General features: G+C 68.6%; 14 protein-coding genes and 2 tRNA genes. 8 read left to right on the plus strand and 8 right to left on the minus strand.

Annotated elements, in window-relative coordinates:
* Nucleotides 1–109 precede the first annotated feature (109 nt).
* Together ACX80W_RS15255 and ACX80W_RS15260 are read right to left on the minus strand one after the other, a co-directional pair.
* Complete coding sequence (locus tag ACX80W_RS15255) at nucleotides 110–481, minus strand: VOC family protein (RefSeq protein ID WP_459284759.1); 372 nt, start codon at nucleotides 479–481, stop codon at nucleotides 110–112.
* A gap of 51 nt (nucleotides 482–532) precedes the next feature.
* A complete protein-coding gene (locus tag ACX80W_RS15260) occupies nucleotides 533–1252 on the minus strand; it encodes an SGNH/GDSL hydrolase family protein (protein WP_459284760.1) in 720 nt (239 codons plus the stop codon).
* A gap of 206 nt (nucleotides 1253–1458) precedes the next feature.
* Between ACX80W_RS15260 and ACX80W_RS15265 the strand changes: the two genes are divergently transcribed.
* Both ACX80W_RS15265 and ettA read left to right on the plus strand, forming a co-directional pair.
* Complete coding sequence (locus ACX80W_RS15265; RefSeq protein WP_459284762.1) at nucleotides 1459–2052, plus strand: single-stranded DNA-binding protein; 594 nt, start codon at nucleotides 1459–1461, stop codon at nucleotides 2050–2052.
* A gap of 64 nt (nucleotides 2053–2116) precedes the next feature.
* Nucleotides 2117–3799, plus strand: a complete 1683-nt coding sequence (gene ettA / locus ACX80W_RS15270; protein WP_459284764.1) for an energy-dependent translational throttle protein EttA — start codon at nucleotides 2117–2119, stop codon at nucleotides 3797–3799.
* 152 nt (nucleotides 3800–3951) lie between these two features.
* Here the strand turns inward: ettA and ACX80W_RS15275 are convergent, their stop codons facing one another.
* Nucleotides 3952–4842 (minus strand): acyl-CoA thioesterase, encoded by an 891-nt coding sequence (locus ACX80W_RS15275; RefSeq protein WP_459284766.1) that lies wholly within the window; start codon nucleotides 4840–4842, stop codon nucleotides 3952–3954.
* A gap of 289 nt (nucleotides 4843–5131) precedes the next feature.
* Here ACX80W_RS15275 and ACX80W_RS15280 point away from each other — a divergent pair, with 289 nt between their 5' ends.
* Entirely contained in the window at nucleotides 5132–5797 is a 666-nt protein-coding gene (locus tag ACX80W_RS15280; protein WP_459284768.1) for a DUF8185 domain-containing protein, read from the plus strand.
* A gap of 148 nt (nucleotides 5798–5945) precedes the next feature.
* Here the strand turns inward: ACX80W_RS15280 and ACX80W_RS15285 are convergent, their stop codons facing one another.
* The 4 genes from ACX80W_RS15285 to pepN all read right to left on the minus strand — a co-directional run bounded on the left by ACX80W_RS15285 (nucleotide 5946) and on the right by pepN (nucleotide 10178).
* Entirely contained in the window at nucleotides 5946–6434 is a 489-nt protein-coding gene (locus ACX80W_RS15285; protein ID WP_459284770.1) for a globin, read from the minus strand.
* Nucleotides 6431–7054 carry a mechanosensitive ion channel family protein gene (locus tag ACX80W_RS15290; protein ID WP_459284772.1) on the minus strand — a complete coding sequence of 208 codons (624 nt, stop codon included), beginning with the start codon at nucleotides 7052–7054 and terminating at the stop codon, nucleotides 6431–6433. The genes ACX80W_RS15285 and ACX80W_RS15290 overlap by 4 nt, the downstream gene beginning before the upstream one ends.
* A 79-nt stretch (nucleotides 7055–7133) precedes the next feature.
* Nucleotides 7134–7622, minus strand: coding sequence for an OsmC family protein (locus ACX80W_RS15295; protein ID WP_459284774.1), 489 nt, complete (start codon nucleotides 7620–7622; stop codon nucleotides 7134–7136).
* Nucleotides 7623–7625: 3 nt separating this feature from the next.
* Nucleotides 7626–10178, minus strand: a complete 2553-nt coding sequence (gene pepN / locus ACX80W_RS15300) for an aminopeptidase N (RefSeq protein WP_459284776.1) — start codon at nucleotides 10176–10178, stop codon at nucleotides 7626–7628.
* Nucleotides 10179–10420: 242 nt separating this feature from the next.
* Here pepN and ACX80W_RS15305 point away from each other — a divergent pair, with 242 nt between their 5' ends.
* A complete protein-coding gene (locus ACX80W_RS15305; protein WP_459284778.1) occupies nucleotides 10421–10894 on the plus strand; it encodes a ribose-5-phosphate isomerase in 474 nt (157 codons plus the stop codon).
* 64 nt (nucleotides 10895–10958) lie between these two features.
* Here the strand turns inward: ACX80W_RS15305 and ACX80W_RS15310 are convergent.
* A tRNA-Gly gene (locus ACX80W_RS15310) sits at nucleotides 10959–11029 on the minus strand.
* Nucleotides 11030–11141: 112 nt separating this feature from the next.
* Here ACX80W_RS15310 and ACX80W_RS15315 point away from each other — a divergent pair.
* The 4 genes from ACX80W_RS15315 to ACX80W_RS15330 all read left to right on the plus strand — a co-directional run bounded on the left by ACX80W_RS15315 (nucleotide 11142) and on the right by ACX80W_RS15330 (nucleotide 14285).
* Nucleotides 11142–11215 (plus strand) — tRNA-Pro (locus tag ACX80W_RS15315).
* 93 nt (nucleotides 11216–11308) lie between these two features.
* Nucleotides 11309–12700 (plus strand): trigger factor, encoded by a 1392-nt coding sequence (tig, locus tag ACX80W_RS15320; RefSeq protein ID WP_459284780.1) that lies wholly within the window; start codon nucleotides 11309–11311, stop codon nucleotides 12698–12700.
* A gap of 263 nt (nucleotides 12701–12963) precedes the next feature.
* Nucleotides 12964–13560: an ATP-dependent Clp protease proteolytic subunit gene (locus ACX80W_RS15325; RefSeq protein WP_459284816.1), complete on the plus strand. Its 597-nt coding sequence runs from the start codon at nucleotides 12964–12966 to the stop codon at nucleotides 13558–13560.
* A gap of 50 nt (nucleotides 13561–13610) precedes the next feature.
* Nucleotides 13611–14285, plus strand: a complete 675-nt coding sequence (locus ACX80W_RS15330) for an ATP-dependent Clp protease proteolytic subunit (RefSeq protein ID WP_459284782.1) — start codon at nucleotides 13611–13613, stop codon at nucleotides 14283–14285.
* Nucleotides 14286–14348 lie beyond the last annotated feature (63 nt).

Here is a 14348-nt window from a genome sequence, read left to right on the forward strand (position 1 = left end):
TTGCGACTCCTTCGGGGGGCACCCCAAACCCGCCCCTCCTGTGCTTTCCTCCTTTTTGGCCCGCTTTTCGTTAAACCGGAACCCACCGGGCCGGAATCCGGCCCGGGCCCTACCGCGCGGTGGCCTGCAGCACGATCCCGTTGCCGTCGGGGTCGTCGAACTGGGCGAACCTGCCCCACGGCGCGTCCTGGATCCCTTCGGGGATGGCGACGCCGCCGGCCCGGAAACGCTCGACGTCGCCCTCGAGGTCGCCGGTCTCCAGGACGATTCCCTTCATCGAGCCCGGGGGCATCGAGGGGAACCACGTGACCAGTGTCATTGCCGTCTGCGCCCCGGCCGGTGAGACCATCACCCACCGCATGTCCGGTCCCATTCGGGTATCCGCCACGAGCTCAAGCCCGAGCACGTCAACGTAGAAGTCGCGGGCCCGGTCCTGGTCGGAGACGGGGATGGAGAAGAGTTGGACCTTATCGATTGCCATGGCTTGATTCCTGCAGCGAACGCACCCCGGTGACGGCGGCGGAGTGCTTCGTCAGCGCGGCGCGGCGGGTGTCCACTCCGGCAGCGCCGCGAGCTGCCCCCGGGCGGCCTCCGCCATCAGGTCCGATCCCTTCCGGTTGGAATGGATGCCATCGTTGCTCAGTCCGGGCGCCCACGAACCGTCGTCCGCCGCCACGGGCGTGTAGACGTCGACAAGTGGGAGGCCGCGCTCTTCGGCCGCGGCCGTAATGAGCCGGTTCAGCTCGATGGCGAGGGCCGGCCGGGTCTGCGACGGCGGCACGAGCGCGGCGACGGGGAAGGCGCCCCGGGCGGCGATGCCGTCCCAGAGCGCGCGCACGCCCCCGGCCGCCTGCTGCGGGGACCGTCCCCGCAGGATGTCGTTCGTTCCGGCCTGCACCACGACGAGGTCGGCCTCCCGGGTGGCAGCGTCCAGCCGGTCCACGAGGGCCACCGTCTGCGCCCCGGGATGGGACTCGAACGCGCCGAGCCGCAGCCCGGGCACCGTGCCGGCCACGACCGTCTGGCGCCACCAGGAGTTCTTCCCGTTCGCGTGGGAGTCCGAGAGGATACCGATGGTGCGCTGGGCGGTGCCGGCGGTGTCCGCGGTGCCAGCCGGCAGGGAGGCGGAGTCCACGCGGACAGCTCGGCGGGTCCGCCACCGCTTGAGTGTGGCTCCGGCGGTGAGCAGCACCAGTGCCGCGGCAGCGCCCGCAGCGGGAAGGATTCCGGATGAGCTCGTGCGTCCGGCCATGGGGTCCCCTTTCAGCTCGAATGTGTCCCCATGCTAGCGCCCGCCCGCCCGGACCGCGTGCGCGGGGACCCGGTATTGGAGGAGGTCCACGCCCGGATGATGTCCACATACGTGGTCTGTGCGGGCCGCGGCGTTTCCCGCGGCCCGAGACTTGGACGAGGGCCGGCAAGGGGCCGGTGGGAGGATCCGGTGCGGAAGGAAAAGCAATGAGCGAGATGATCACGGTGCGGGGTTACGTTGCCACGGAGGTGCGGCTGACGCTCACCCCCAGCGGACTGCCGATCGCAGGGTTTCGAATGTGTTCGACCGAACGCCGCTTCGACCGGGCGGCCGGTGCCTGGACCGACGGGCATACCAACTGGTACTCGGTCTCGATGTTCCGCCAGCTCGCGACGAATGGATCGGTGAGCCTGAAGAAGGGCGACCGGATTGTCGTCGTCGGGAGGCTGAAGGTCCGCCCCTGGTCCAAGGAGGACGGCCGTTCCGGGACCTCGGTGGAAATCGACGCCGATGCGGTGGGCCACGACCTGATGTGGGGGACCGCCGCGTTCCGGCGGAGCACCGCCGACAAGGTGGAGCGGGCGGAGGAGGCCGGGATCGAGACCGGCAGCGGGCCGGAGGCCGGGCCGGAGGCCGCGGTGCCGGAGGGCGTGGATCCCGTCACCGGACAGCTCCTCGATGAGGCCGGGGGAACCGGAGCCGAGGAGTCCGTCGGGGACGGGGAAGTGCAGGAAGGAGCGGGGGCCGATCGGGCGGACGACGACGGGAGGGCCGCGGCGACGGCCGGTGCCGCCTTCTGACAGCGGGTGGATTGTCCTTCGGCGGAATATGAGTTATGCCCTGCCACGCACTAGCCTTGACGGTATGGCGGAATTTATCTACACAATGACCAAGGCACGCAAGGCCGTCGGCGACAAAGTGATCCTCGACGACGTGAGCATGTCCTTCTTCCCCGGCGCAAAGATCGGCGTGGTCGGCCCGAACGGTGCCGGTAAGTCCACCATCCTCAAGATCATGGCCGGCCTGGACACCCCCTCCAACGGTGAAGCCCGCCTGAGCCCCGGGTACACCGTCGGGATCCTCCTGCAGGAGCCCCCGCTGAACGAGGAGAAGACGGTCCTCGGCAACGTCCAGGAGGGCGTGGCGGAGATCTATGGCAAGATCCAGCGCTTCAACGAGATCTCCGAGGAACTGGCGAACCCCGACGCCGACTACGACACGCTGCTGGGCGAAATGGGCCAGCTGCAGGAAGCGATCGACGCCGCCGACGCGTGGGACCTCGACTCCCAGCTCGAGCAGGCCATGGACGCCCTGCGCTGCCCGCCGCCGGACGCCGACGTCTCGGTGCTCTCCGGTGGTGAGCGCCGCCGCGTGGCCCTGTGCAAGCTGCTGCTGCAGAAGCCGGACCTGCTGCTGCTCGATGAGCCCACCAACCACCTCGACGCCGAAAGCGTGCTGTGGCTCGAGCAGCATCTCTCCGCCTACCAGGGCGCCGTGCTGGCCGTCACCCACGACCGGTACTTCCTCGACCACGTCGCCGAATGGATCGCCGAGGTCGACCGTGGCCACCTGTACCCCTACGAGGGCAACTACTCCACCTACCTGGAGAAGAAGCGTGCCCGCCTTGAGGTCCAGGGCAAGAAGGACGCGAAGCTCTCCAAGCGCCTCACCGAGGAACTTGAGTGGGTGCGCTCGAACGCGAAGGGCCGCCAGACCAAGTCCAAGGCGCGCCTGAACCGCTACGAGGAGATGGCGGCCGAGGCCGAGCGGACCCGGAAGCTTGATTTCGAAGAGATCCAGATTCCGCCGGGACCGCGCCTGGGCAGCCAGGTCATCGAGGCCAAGAAGCTGCGCAAGGGCTTCGACGAGCGCGTGCTCATCGATGGGCTGTCCTTCTCGCTGCCCCGCAACGGGATCGTGGGCGTCATCGGCCCCAACGGCGTGGGCAAGACCACGCTGTTCAAGACCATCGTCGGACTCGAACCCCTCGATGACGGCGAGCTGCGTATCGGTGACTCGGTCAAGATCTCCTATGTGGACCAGTCGCGTGGCGGTATCGACCCGAACAAGACCCTGTGGGAGGTCGTTTCGGGCGGGCACGACTTCATCCAGGTCGGCCAGGTCGAAATGCCGTCACGGGCCTACGTCTCGGCGTTCGGCTTCAAGGGTCCGGACCAGCAGAAGAAGGCCGGGGTGCTCTCCGGTGGTGAGCGCAACCGGCTGAACCTCGCGATGACCCTCAAGCAGGGCGGCAACCTGCTGCTGCTCGATGAGCCCACCAACGACCTCGACGTCGAGACCCTCTCAAGCCTCGAAAACGCACTGCTCGAATTCCCGGGCTGCGCCGTCGTCGTCTCGCACGACCGGTGGTTCCTTGACCGGGTCGCGACCCACATCCTCTCCTACGAAGGCACCGAAGCCGAACCGGACAAGTGGTACTGGTTCGAGGGGAACTTCGACGCCTACGAGGAGAACAAGATCGAGCGCCTGGGCCCGGACGCGGCCAAGCCGCACCGCGTTACCCACCGCCGCCTCACCCGCGGCTGAGCCGCAGCCGGCGGTCGTTCCCGCCGGTGAAACGCAGGAGGACACGGACCGTTCGGTCCGTGTCCTCCTGCGTTGGGGGAGTGCCTCCGGGCTTCGACGGCGTCTGCCATCCCGACCGCGGCGGCGCAGAGCCCCAGCAGTGCGCCCTGCGCTCAGCCCTCCCGGGGGATCCGGACCATGCCCTCCTGCGCCACGCTGGCCACCAGGTCTCCGGCCCGGTTGTAGATTTTCCCCGCCGCGAGCCCGCGGGCGCCGGAGGCGCTGGGGGAGCTCTGCACGTACAGCAGCCACTCGTCCACCCGGACCGGGCGGTGCCACCACATCGCGTGATCGAGGCTTGCCACGCTCATGCCCGGCTGGATCCAGCTCAGCCCGTGCGGCCTCAGGATGGGTTCGAGCAGGGTGTAGTCGCTGGCGTAGGCGAGGGCGGCCCGGTGCAGCCCGTCGTCGTCGGGCATGGGGCCGAAGGTCTTCATCCAGACCGCGTTGCGCGGCTCCCGCACCCCGTCGTTGCTGATGTAGAGCGGGGAGTCGAGGTGGCGGACATCGAACGGCCGGTCGAAGGCCCAGGCCCGGGCCACCGGGTGGTCGAAGCCCCCGAGCAGGTCGGCGGTGCTGGGCAGCGATTCGGGATCCGGCACGCCCGAGGGCATCGGGTCCTGGTGGGTCAGGCCCTCGTCGGGCTCCTGGAAGGAGGCGATCATGGAGAGGATCGGCACGCCGTCCTGGTAGGCGTGGGTCCGCCGGGCCGAGAAGGACCGGCCGTCCCGCAGCCGCTGCACCCCGAAGGTGATCGGCAGGTCGGCATCGCCGGCGCGCAGGAAATAGGCGTGCATCGAATGCACCTCGCGGGTGGGCTCCACGGTGCGGATCGCCGCCACGAGCGACTGGCCGAGTACCTGGCCGCCGAACACCCGCTTGCCCGGCTGGGGCGCCGAGGTGCCGACAAAGATGTCTTCGTCGGTCTGGGCGCCGTCGGCGCTGCTCAGATCGAGCAGGGACAGCAGCGAGAGGGTGGGGTCGGTGCGGGGCTCGGCGGCCATGGGGCGTGGGTCTCCTCGGGGCGGTAGCGTTCTCCGGATCCCTGACGCAGGCTTCCGGGCCTACTGCTGACATTAGACGCACCGGTACACGCGCCTCAAGGCGGCGGGCCCGGCGCCGCCCGGCGGTGCGCTCCCTCCGAATGGTCCGCAGGCGGCGGGTTTGAGAAGATGGGTTCATGCCCCGCACCCCTGAAGTCCCACCCCGGCCGCGCTCCGGCGGCAATGGATCCACCGGACGTTCCCGCGCGGTCCGCTTCGCCGGGTCCTCCGCCGGACGGGCGGCCCGGCCATGACCGCAGCAGCCGAGGCAACGCACCTGGTCTTCCCCGACGCCCAGGTCTCCGCGGACCTGCGCACCTTCACGGCGCGGGCCCGTGCCACGGACGACGGCGCAGTGCGCCTGCAGGCCTCCGGCACGGTGCTCGCGGCTTATGTGTGCATGCTCCGCCCCGCGGTGCTCGGTGAGGCGATCCCCACCGTGCTCGGACTGCGCACGATGCACCTGGCGGAGCCCGCCCAACTCGACACGACGGTCGCGCTGGCCTCGGTCTCCGACCGCCTGGCCCGCATGCGCGACGACGTCGTCTTCGCGGTTCCGACGGCGACCGTGCGGCAGAACTGGGCCGGGGTGCTTCCGCCCCGTTCGGGCTGGCAGCCCGCGGGCAGCCTTGCCACGGTGGCACTCGAAGAGGCGGCGAGGGCCGGCATCGCCGACGTCGCCGGCAGCCTGCCCACTGGCGCGGGAGCACTTCTGGTCAACAACCGGCGGGGCACCGTGTGGGGGAGGGCGATCCCGGAAGCACCGGCCGGCCTGCCGGCCGGAGCCGCATTCGGCGCCTTCGCCCTGGGGTTCCTCGTGGACGGCGAAGCCCCCTCACTGTTCACCAATGGCCGCTGGACCCGGCTGAGCACGACCCGGGGGCACGTGCTGGTCCGCGCCGCCGCGGTGCTCTAAGGCGGGGCGGGGGCCTCCGTCGACGACGCAGGAATGACCCCCTCCGGGCCGGGTCGCCGGTGATCAGTGCGTCCTCGGTGAGACCGGCCCACAGATGGACGGAGCCCGGCACCCCGCGGGGTGCCGGGCTCCGGAGTCGCCAGGGCGTTCAGGCCGGGTCGGCGGCGTTCACCATCGACTGCGCGGCGCGGTCCAAGTAGTCCCACAGGGTCGCCTCGTGGAGGGGTGCGAGGTCGAGCGAGTCGACGGCGGTGCGCATGCAGCGGAGCCACGCGTCCCGGGCCTTCGGGGTGACCTGGAAGGGGATGTGGCGCATGCGCAGCCTCGGGTGCCCGCGCTGTTCACCGTAGGTCTTCGGTCCGCCCCAGTACTGCTCGAGGAACAGCAGCAGGCGATCCTTGGCCGGCCCGAGGTCCTCCTCCGGGTACATCGGCCGCAGGATCTCATCCCGGGCCACCCCGTCGTAGAAGACATCGATGAGCTTCACGAAGGTGGGGTGGCCGCCGACCGCCTCATAGAAGTTGTAGTCGGGCTGGGTGAAGCCCTGCCCGACCTTGATCACCCGGTCCGCCGGCAGGGACGGCCGTCCCGGGGTCAGCGGGATGGTTTCCTGCAGCATCGGTTCGGGCTCGGTCATGGCTTGTCTCCTGCTGTCTCGGGCTGATCGGCCGGTGCGGGCTCGATGTAGTTGCCCTGCGAGCGGTTGCCCACCTTAGTGATGTCACCGTTGCGCACGTACCAGATGGCACCGTTCTCATCGACCATGCGGGTGACGCGCAGCCCGAGGGACTGCACCACCCCCACGGTTTCACCGATCTCGATGGTGTCCCCGATCCCGTACTGGTCCTCGATGGTGATGAAGAAGCCGAGGAACGCGTCCCGGATCACCTCGCGGGCACCGAAACCGATGGCAATGCCGACGATGCCGACGCTGGCCAGGATGGGGCCGATGTTGAGGCCCAGTTCCTGGAGCGCCATCATGATGGCCACCACGGCCAGGCTCACCGCGGCGACGCTGGTGAGGAGCCCGCCGATGGTTTCGGCGCGCTGGCTGCGGCGGCCTGTGTCGAGCGAGCGCAGCACGGGCTGAGCCCACCGGAAGTGGGGCTTCTTGAAGACGCTGTACCCGTTCTGGACCCGGGTCACCGAACGGTGCACCAGGTAGCGGACGATGAGCCACAGGATGAGGGCGGCGATCAGGATGACGGCCGCGCCAATGACGCGCCCGCCGTAGCCAAGCTCCGGAAAAAGATCCATGCCGGTGTTAACTGCTTCCTTCGTGGATGCCGCGGGTCGCACTCCCGCCCGGTGCGGGGACCCGGCGGCGCTGCTCTTACTAGGCTACCGCCGGGTCCGCCAGGACCGTGACGGGCTCGTGGTCGACCGGGAAGTTCACCGAACGGGCGATGAAGCACGTCGCGGCGGCCTGGGCGTGAAGTTCGGCGGCCTTTTCGAGGCCCTCCGGTGAGGCGACCGTCACCCGCGGACGAAGAACCACCCGCGTGAATTCGCCGGTGCCGTCACGGTTGAGCCGCATCAAACCCTCGGCGTCGTCGTCGTAGGTGTTGACCACTACCCCTGCCTTCACCGCAACATGCAGGAAGGACAGCAGGTGGCACTGGGACAGGGCGGCCAGGAGGAGCTGCTCCGGGTTCCACCGGTCCTTCTGCCCGTGGAAGGTCGGGTCCGCGGTGCCCGGCAGGAGCGGCGGACCGGCGGCGGTCACCTCGTTCTCGCGGCTGTACTCCCGGTAGCCCGAGGTGCCGGTGCCGAGGTTCCCCGTCCACCTCACTGAGACGTTGTACGTGTGCTCGGAAAGGTTCATCGTCTACTTGTCCACGGCCTGGGCCCGCAGCGCCCGCTGGACGCCGTCACGGTTTTCGAGGATCAGGCGCCGCAGCGACGGAATCGAGTCCCCGAGCTCGGCGAGGAACGCATCGGTCCGGTCCAGGGTCTCCTGGGAAACGAGCCGGGAGGGATACAGGCCGACGACGATCTGCTGGGCGATCTCGTAGGTGCGCGAGTCCCAGACCTCCCGCACGGACTCGAAGTACTTCGCGGCGTACGGCTCGAGCAGCGCGGTGTCGTGGACCCGGCTGAAGCCGAGGATGGCCGAGCGCTGGGCGGCATTGGGCAGGTCGCCGCGCTCGACGATGGCGCTCCAGGTGTCGGCCTTGGCCTCGGCGGTGGGCACCGCGGCGCGCGCCTGGGCCGCGGCGAGCTGCCCGGTGGCCGTGGAGTCGGCGGCGAGTTCGGCGTCGATCTGCTCCTGCCCGTACCGGCCGCCCGCGACGAGCGAGGTGAGCAGCTCCCAGCGCAGGTCGGAGTCCACCGCGAGTCCTTCGGGGACCGTGGTGCCGGTCAGGATCGCCTCCACCACGTCCAGCTGCGCCTCGGTGCGGGCATGTGCGGCGAACGCCTTGATGAACTGAAGCTGCGAGTCCGAACCGGCCCCGGCGGCCTGGGCGAGCTCGAGCAGGCTGTCCGCCACGGCGTCGGTCATCGCCTGCCGGTCCCCGGGGTTGACGTAGAACGTGAGGGTGGCGGCGAGCTGGCGGAGCAGGACCAGGACCACCGAGGAGTCGGATTCCTCGCCGATGTTCTGCATGATCAGCTCGACGTAGTTCCGTGCCGGCGTCTCGCCGTCGCGCGCCGCGTCCCACGCCGAGCCCCAGACGAGGGTGCGGGGCAGTGAGTCGGCGAAGTTCCGCAGGTGCCGGATGGAGGTGCGCAGCGAGGCCGGGTCGAGGCGGATCTTGGCGTAGGCGAGGTCGTCGTCGTTCAGCAGCACGAGGGCCGGCCGGCGCTGTCCCACGGCCTCGGGCACCTCGGTGCGTTCGCCGTCGACGTCGAGCTCCATGCGGGCCACCCGGACGAGCCGGCCCTCTGCATCGAGGTCGTAGAACCCGACGGCGAGGCGGTGGGGGCGGATGGTGGGGTAGTCCTCCGGGGCGGACTGCTCGATGGCGAACGCGGTGATCACGCCGTCGTCGTCGACGGTGAGCTCGGGGCGCAGGGTGTTCACGCCCGCGGTCTCGAGCCACTGCGCGGACCACTGGGTGAGGTCGCGCCCGCTTGCCTTCTCGAGCTCGACGAGCAGGTCCTTCAGTTCGGTGTTCTTCCAGGAGTGCCGCGAGAAGTACTCGCGCACACCCTCCATGAACTTCTCCTGCCCCACCCAGGCGACAAGCTGCTTGAGCACCGAGGCGCCCTTGGCGTAGGTAATGCCGTCGAAGTTCACCTGGACGTCGTCGAGGTCCTTGATCTCGGCGACGATCGGGTGGGTGGAGGGAAGCTGGTCCTGGCGGTAGGCCCAGGACTTCTCCAGCGAGGCGAACGTGGTCCAGGACTGGGTGAACTCGGTCGCCTCGGCCGCGGCCAGGGTCGACATGTACTCGGCGAAGGACTCGTTGAGCCACAGGTCGTTCCACCACTTCATGGTGACGAGGTCGCCGAACCACATGTGGGCCAGTTCGTGGAGGATCGTGATGGCCCGGCGCTCCACGGTGGCCTCGGGGACGCGGGAGCGGAAGACGTAGGTTTCCACGAACGTCACGGCGCCCGCGTTTTCCATCGCCCCGGCGTTGAACTCGGGGACGAACAGCTGGTCGTACTTCTCGAACGGGTAGGGGGTGCCGAACTGCTTCTCGTAGAACTCGAAGCCCTGGCGGGTGAGCTGAAAGATGTTCTCGGCGTCCAGGTGCTGCATGAGGGACCTGCGGGCGAAGACGCCGAGGGGGATGGTGCGCCCGTCCGCGCTGGTGAGTTCGCTGCGCACCGCCTGGTAGGGCCCGGCGATCAGGGCGGTGACGTAGGAGGACATCACCGGCGTGGGCTCGAAGGACCAGGTGGAGCGTGCCGGCTCCTCGCCGGCAGCGGCGGCGGCGACCGGCTCGGGGGTCGGGGAGTTGGAGATGACGTCCCAGTGCGACGGCGCCGTGACGGTGAACCGGAAGGTCGACTTCAGGTCGGGCTGCTCGAATACGGCGAAGACGCGCCGGGAGTCGGGCACCTCGAACTGGGTATAGAGGTAGACCTCCCCGTCCACGGGGTCCACGAAGCGGTGGAGTCCTTCCCCGGTGTTCATGTAGAGCATGTCGGCGTCGACGACGAGTTCGTTCGAGGCCGCGAGGTCCGGCAGGGCGATGCGGTGCCCGTCGGCGACCGCGGCCGGATCCAGCTCCACGCCGTTGAGGGTCACCCGGTGCACCGTATCGGTCACCGCGTCGATGAAGGTCGAGGCGCCCTGGACCGCGTCGAAGCGGATGACCGTCCTCGAGCCGAACACGCGCTCCCCGCGCATCAGGTCCAGGTTGATGTCGTACGAGTGGACTTGCAGGAGTTCGGAGCGGACGCTGGCTTCGCTGCGCGTCAGGTTCATACCGGGCAAGGGTCGCCTCCAGGGTGGGGAACAGGGACGCCGCGTCGGGATCGCCCTGCGCAGCGTTTCGTATTCTCTCACTTTTTCCCTTTAAGCACCTCCCTTGGGCGGTTCCGGGACGCGGCCCACCGGGGAAGCGGGGTGCCTTCGGGGAGGGCGGTGCACGCCGCCCGGGGGAGCGGAGGCCGCGGCGCCGGAGCAGTAGGCTGGAGACGCAATAACCCCGACCGAACGGATTGCTCATGCGTGTCCACCTCGCTACCGATCATGCAGGGTTGGAGCTCAGCGCCCACCTTGCCAGCCACCTCGGCGCCGCCGGCTACGACGTGGTCGACCACGGCCCCACCGAGTACGATCCGGAGGACGACTACCCCGGTTTCTGCATCCGCGCCGGCCTGGCAGTCGTCGCCGACCAGGCCGCCGGAGTGGAGGCGCTCGGCATCGTCCTGGGCGGATCCGGCAACGGCGAACAGATCGCCGCGAACAAGGTGCGCGGCGTCCGCGCGGCCCTGGCCTGGAACCTCGACACGGCCCGCCTGGCCCGCAACCACAACGACGCGAACGTCATCGCCGTCGGCGGCCGCCAGCACTCCGTGGAGGAGGCGACCACCATCATCGAGGCGTTCCTCGCCGAACCGTTCAGCAACGACGCCCGCCACGTGCGCCGCATCGCGAAGATCGCGGACTACGAGGCCACCGGGGACGTACCCGACTGAGCCCGGTCCGGCTGCGGACGCAAAAACACCCGGACGTCCGAGACGTCCGGGTGTTCCTTTTCCGAGGGGATGACGGGAATCGAACCCGCGTAATCAGTTTGGAAGACTGAGGCTTTACCATTAAGCTACATCCCCGGATTCCGGGCCTCGAGGGCTCTCCGGAACGCATATAACTACACCACAGGTCGGCCGCAATCGCCAAATGTGCAACGGGGGTCAAAGTTACGTAGACTGGCTCTCGCACTCTCGGGGTGTAGCTCAGCTTGGTAGAGCGCCTGCTTTGGGAGCAGGAAGTCGCAGGTTCAACTCCTGTCACCCCGACTCCGTATTTTCGATGACCCCAGTATTTTCGGGTACCGGGTCCTCGTTTTTCAATACGGAAACTATACCCAAACACCTCAGGAGTCCTACGCTGTGAAGAGCGCTGTCGAAAACCTTTCCCCCACGCGGGTGAAGCTCAATGTCGAGGTCCCTTTCGAGGAACTCAGGCCGAACATCGACGCGGCTTACAAGACGATCGCCGGTCAGGTGCAGGTTCCCGGGTTCCGCAAGGGCAAGGTTCCCCAGCAGCTCATCGACCAGCGCGTGGGCCGCGGCTACGTCATCGAGACCGCCGTCAACGACGGGCTTGACGGGTTCTACCAGAACGCCGTCAGGGAGACCGGGATCCGGCCGCTGAGCCGTCCCGAGGTCGAGATCACCGAGGTTCCCGACCCCGCGAAGAAGGACGGCCAGCTCGTCTTCACCGTGGAGCTGGATGTCCGCCCCGAGGTCGAACTCCCCGACTACTCCGGCATCGAGGTCACCGTCGACGCCGCCAGCGCCTCCGACGAGGACGTCGACAAGGCAGTGGACGAGCTCCGCAGCCGCTTCGGCACGCTCAACGCCGTCGACCGTCCGGCCCAGGACGGGGACTTCCTCACCATCGACCTCAGCGCCAAGATCGACGGCGAAGAGGTCGACTCCGCGCAGGACCTCTCCTACCAGGTCGGCGCGGGCACCATGCTCGAGGGCATGGACGAGGCCGTCACCGGCCTCAGCGTCGACGAGTCGGCAACGTTCGCCACGAAGCTCGCCGGCGGCGAGCACTCCGGCAAGGACGCCGAGGTCACCGTCACCGTCAAGGCCGTCAAGGAGCGCGAGCTCCCCGAGGTCAACGACGACTTCGCCCAGCTTGCCAGCGAGTTCGACACCGCGGCCGAGCTGCGCGAGGACCTCGCCAAGCGCGCCGCCGAGAGCAAGATCGTCGACCAGGGCGTCGAGGCCCGCGACAAGGTCCTCGACAAGCTCGTCGAAATGATCGAGGTGCCCGTCCCCGAGACCGTCATCAACGAGCAGCTCGAGCAGCACTTCAAGCCGGAGAACGCCGGCAACGCCGGTGAGGACCACGACACCGAAGAGCACCGCGCCGAGGTCCGCACCAACACCGAGCGCGCCTTCCGCAACGAGATCATCCTCGACGCCGTCGCCGAGAAGGAAGAGGTCTCGGTCAGCCAGGCCGAACTGATCGACTACATCGTCTCCACCGCCAGCCAGTACGGCATGGAGCCGAACCAGTTCGCCCAGATGCTCGACTCCAGTGGCCAGGTGCCGATGATCGTCGGAGAGGTCCGCCGCCGCAAGGCCCTGGCGAAGGTCCTCGAACTGGCGAAGGTCACCGACTCCAACGGCGACGACGTCGACCTCACCGACTTCGTGCGTCCCGGCGCCGACGACACCGAGACCATCGAGGTCGAGGACACCGTCGAGGACGCGCCCGCCGCCGAGGCCACTCCGGCCGAGGGCGACGACGCGCAGCGCGCCTGATTCCTGCTCCACCAGCGTGAAAGAAGACGCCGCGGCCCCCGGGCCGCGGCGTCTTTTGCGTCCCCGGGAGCGCCCCGGATCCGGCCCGGAATGGCGGGTCGCCGCTGGTGCGCCGTCAGCGAACAGTTCCCGGAGCAGGAGCAAAAACCCGCCGGACCGGGTTAGTGTCCAATGTGAGACAAACGGACGGGCGGCCCCTTACGGGGGAAGCCCGCCAGAGTGAGAGGTTAACGAGAATGGCAACCGAACCAACCACCCCCAGCATGGCGACCGCCGATCCGGGCGGACGCGATGACTACATCTTCAACCGGCTCCTCAAGGAGCGCATTATCTGGCTCGGTTCCGAGGTGCGGGACGACAACGCGAACGTCATCTGCTCCCAGCTCCTGCTGCTCTCGGCGGAGGACCCGGATCGGGACATCTTCCTCTACATCAACTCGCCCGGCGGCTCGGTGACCGCCGGCATGGCCATCTACGACACCATGCAGTTCATTCCGAACGACGTCGTCACCGTCGCCACCGGCCTCGCCGCCTCCATGGGCCAGTTCCTGCTGTCCTCGGGCACCAAGGGCAAGCGCTACGCCACCCCGCACGCGCGCATCCTCATGCACCAGCCCTCCGGCGGCATCGGCGGCACGGCCTCCGACATCCGCATCCAGGCCGAACTGATCCTTCACATGAAGCGTGTCATGGCCGAGCTGACCGCCGAGCAGACCGGACAGAGCGTCGAGACCATCCTCAAGGACAACGACCGCGACAAGTGGTTCACCGCCCAGGAGGGCCTGGAATACGGCTTCTTCGACCACATCTCGGCCCACGCCGGCACCGTCTCCGGCGGCGGCGGCACCCAGCGCGGCTAGACGCCTGCGGCCGTTTCCTACCTTTCACAGCCTTTCCACCAGGAGACCTCATGAACACCAATTTCTCGGCCACGGCCGGGTCGCAGGCACCCCAGATGCCCTCCAGTCGCTACATCCTGCCCCAGTTCGAGGAGCGCACGCCCTACGGCTTCAAGCGCCAGGACCCGTACACGAAGCTGTTCGAGGACCGCATCATCTTCCTCGGCACCCAGGTCGACGACGCCTCCGCCGATGACATCATGGCGCAGCTGCTCGTGCTCGAGTCCACGGACCCCGAGCGCGACATCACGCTGTACATCAACTCGCCCGGCGGCTCGTTCACCGCAATGACGGCGATCTACGACACCATGCAGTTCATCCGCCCGGAGGTGCAGACGGTGTGCCTCGGGCAGGCCGCCAGCGCCGCCGCCGTCCTGCTCGCCGCCGGCGCACCCGGCAAGCGCCTGGCGCTGCCGAACGCCCGCGTCCTGATCCACCAGCCGGCCCTCTCGGGCGGGCAGGGCGGGCAGGCCTCGGACCTCGAAATCCAGGCCAACGAGGTGATGCGCATGCGCACCTGGCTCGAGGACACCATCGCCCTGCACAGCGGGCGCGAGACCGAGCAGGTCAACCGGGACATCGAGCGCGACAAGATCCTCACGGCGGCCGAAGCGGTCACCTACGGTCTCGTCGACGAGGTCCTCACCTCCCGCAAGATGGTCCAGCCGATGATCAACACGCCGTAGCTTCACCAGGCCGTTCCCGGTCCTGCCGCGGATGCCCGTAGTGCCAGGTTTGGCACTACGGGC

Source organism: Arthrobacter melezitosi (assembly GCF_054511055.1).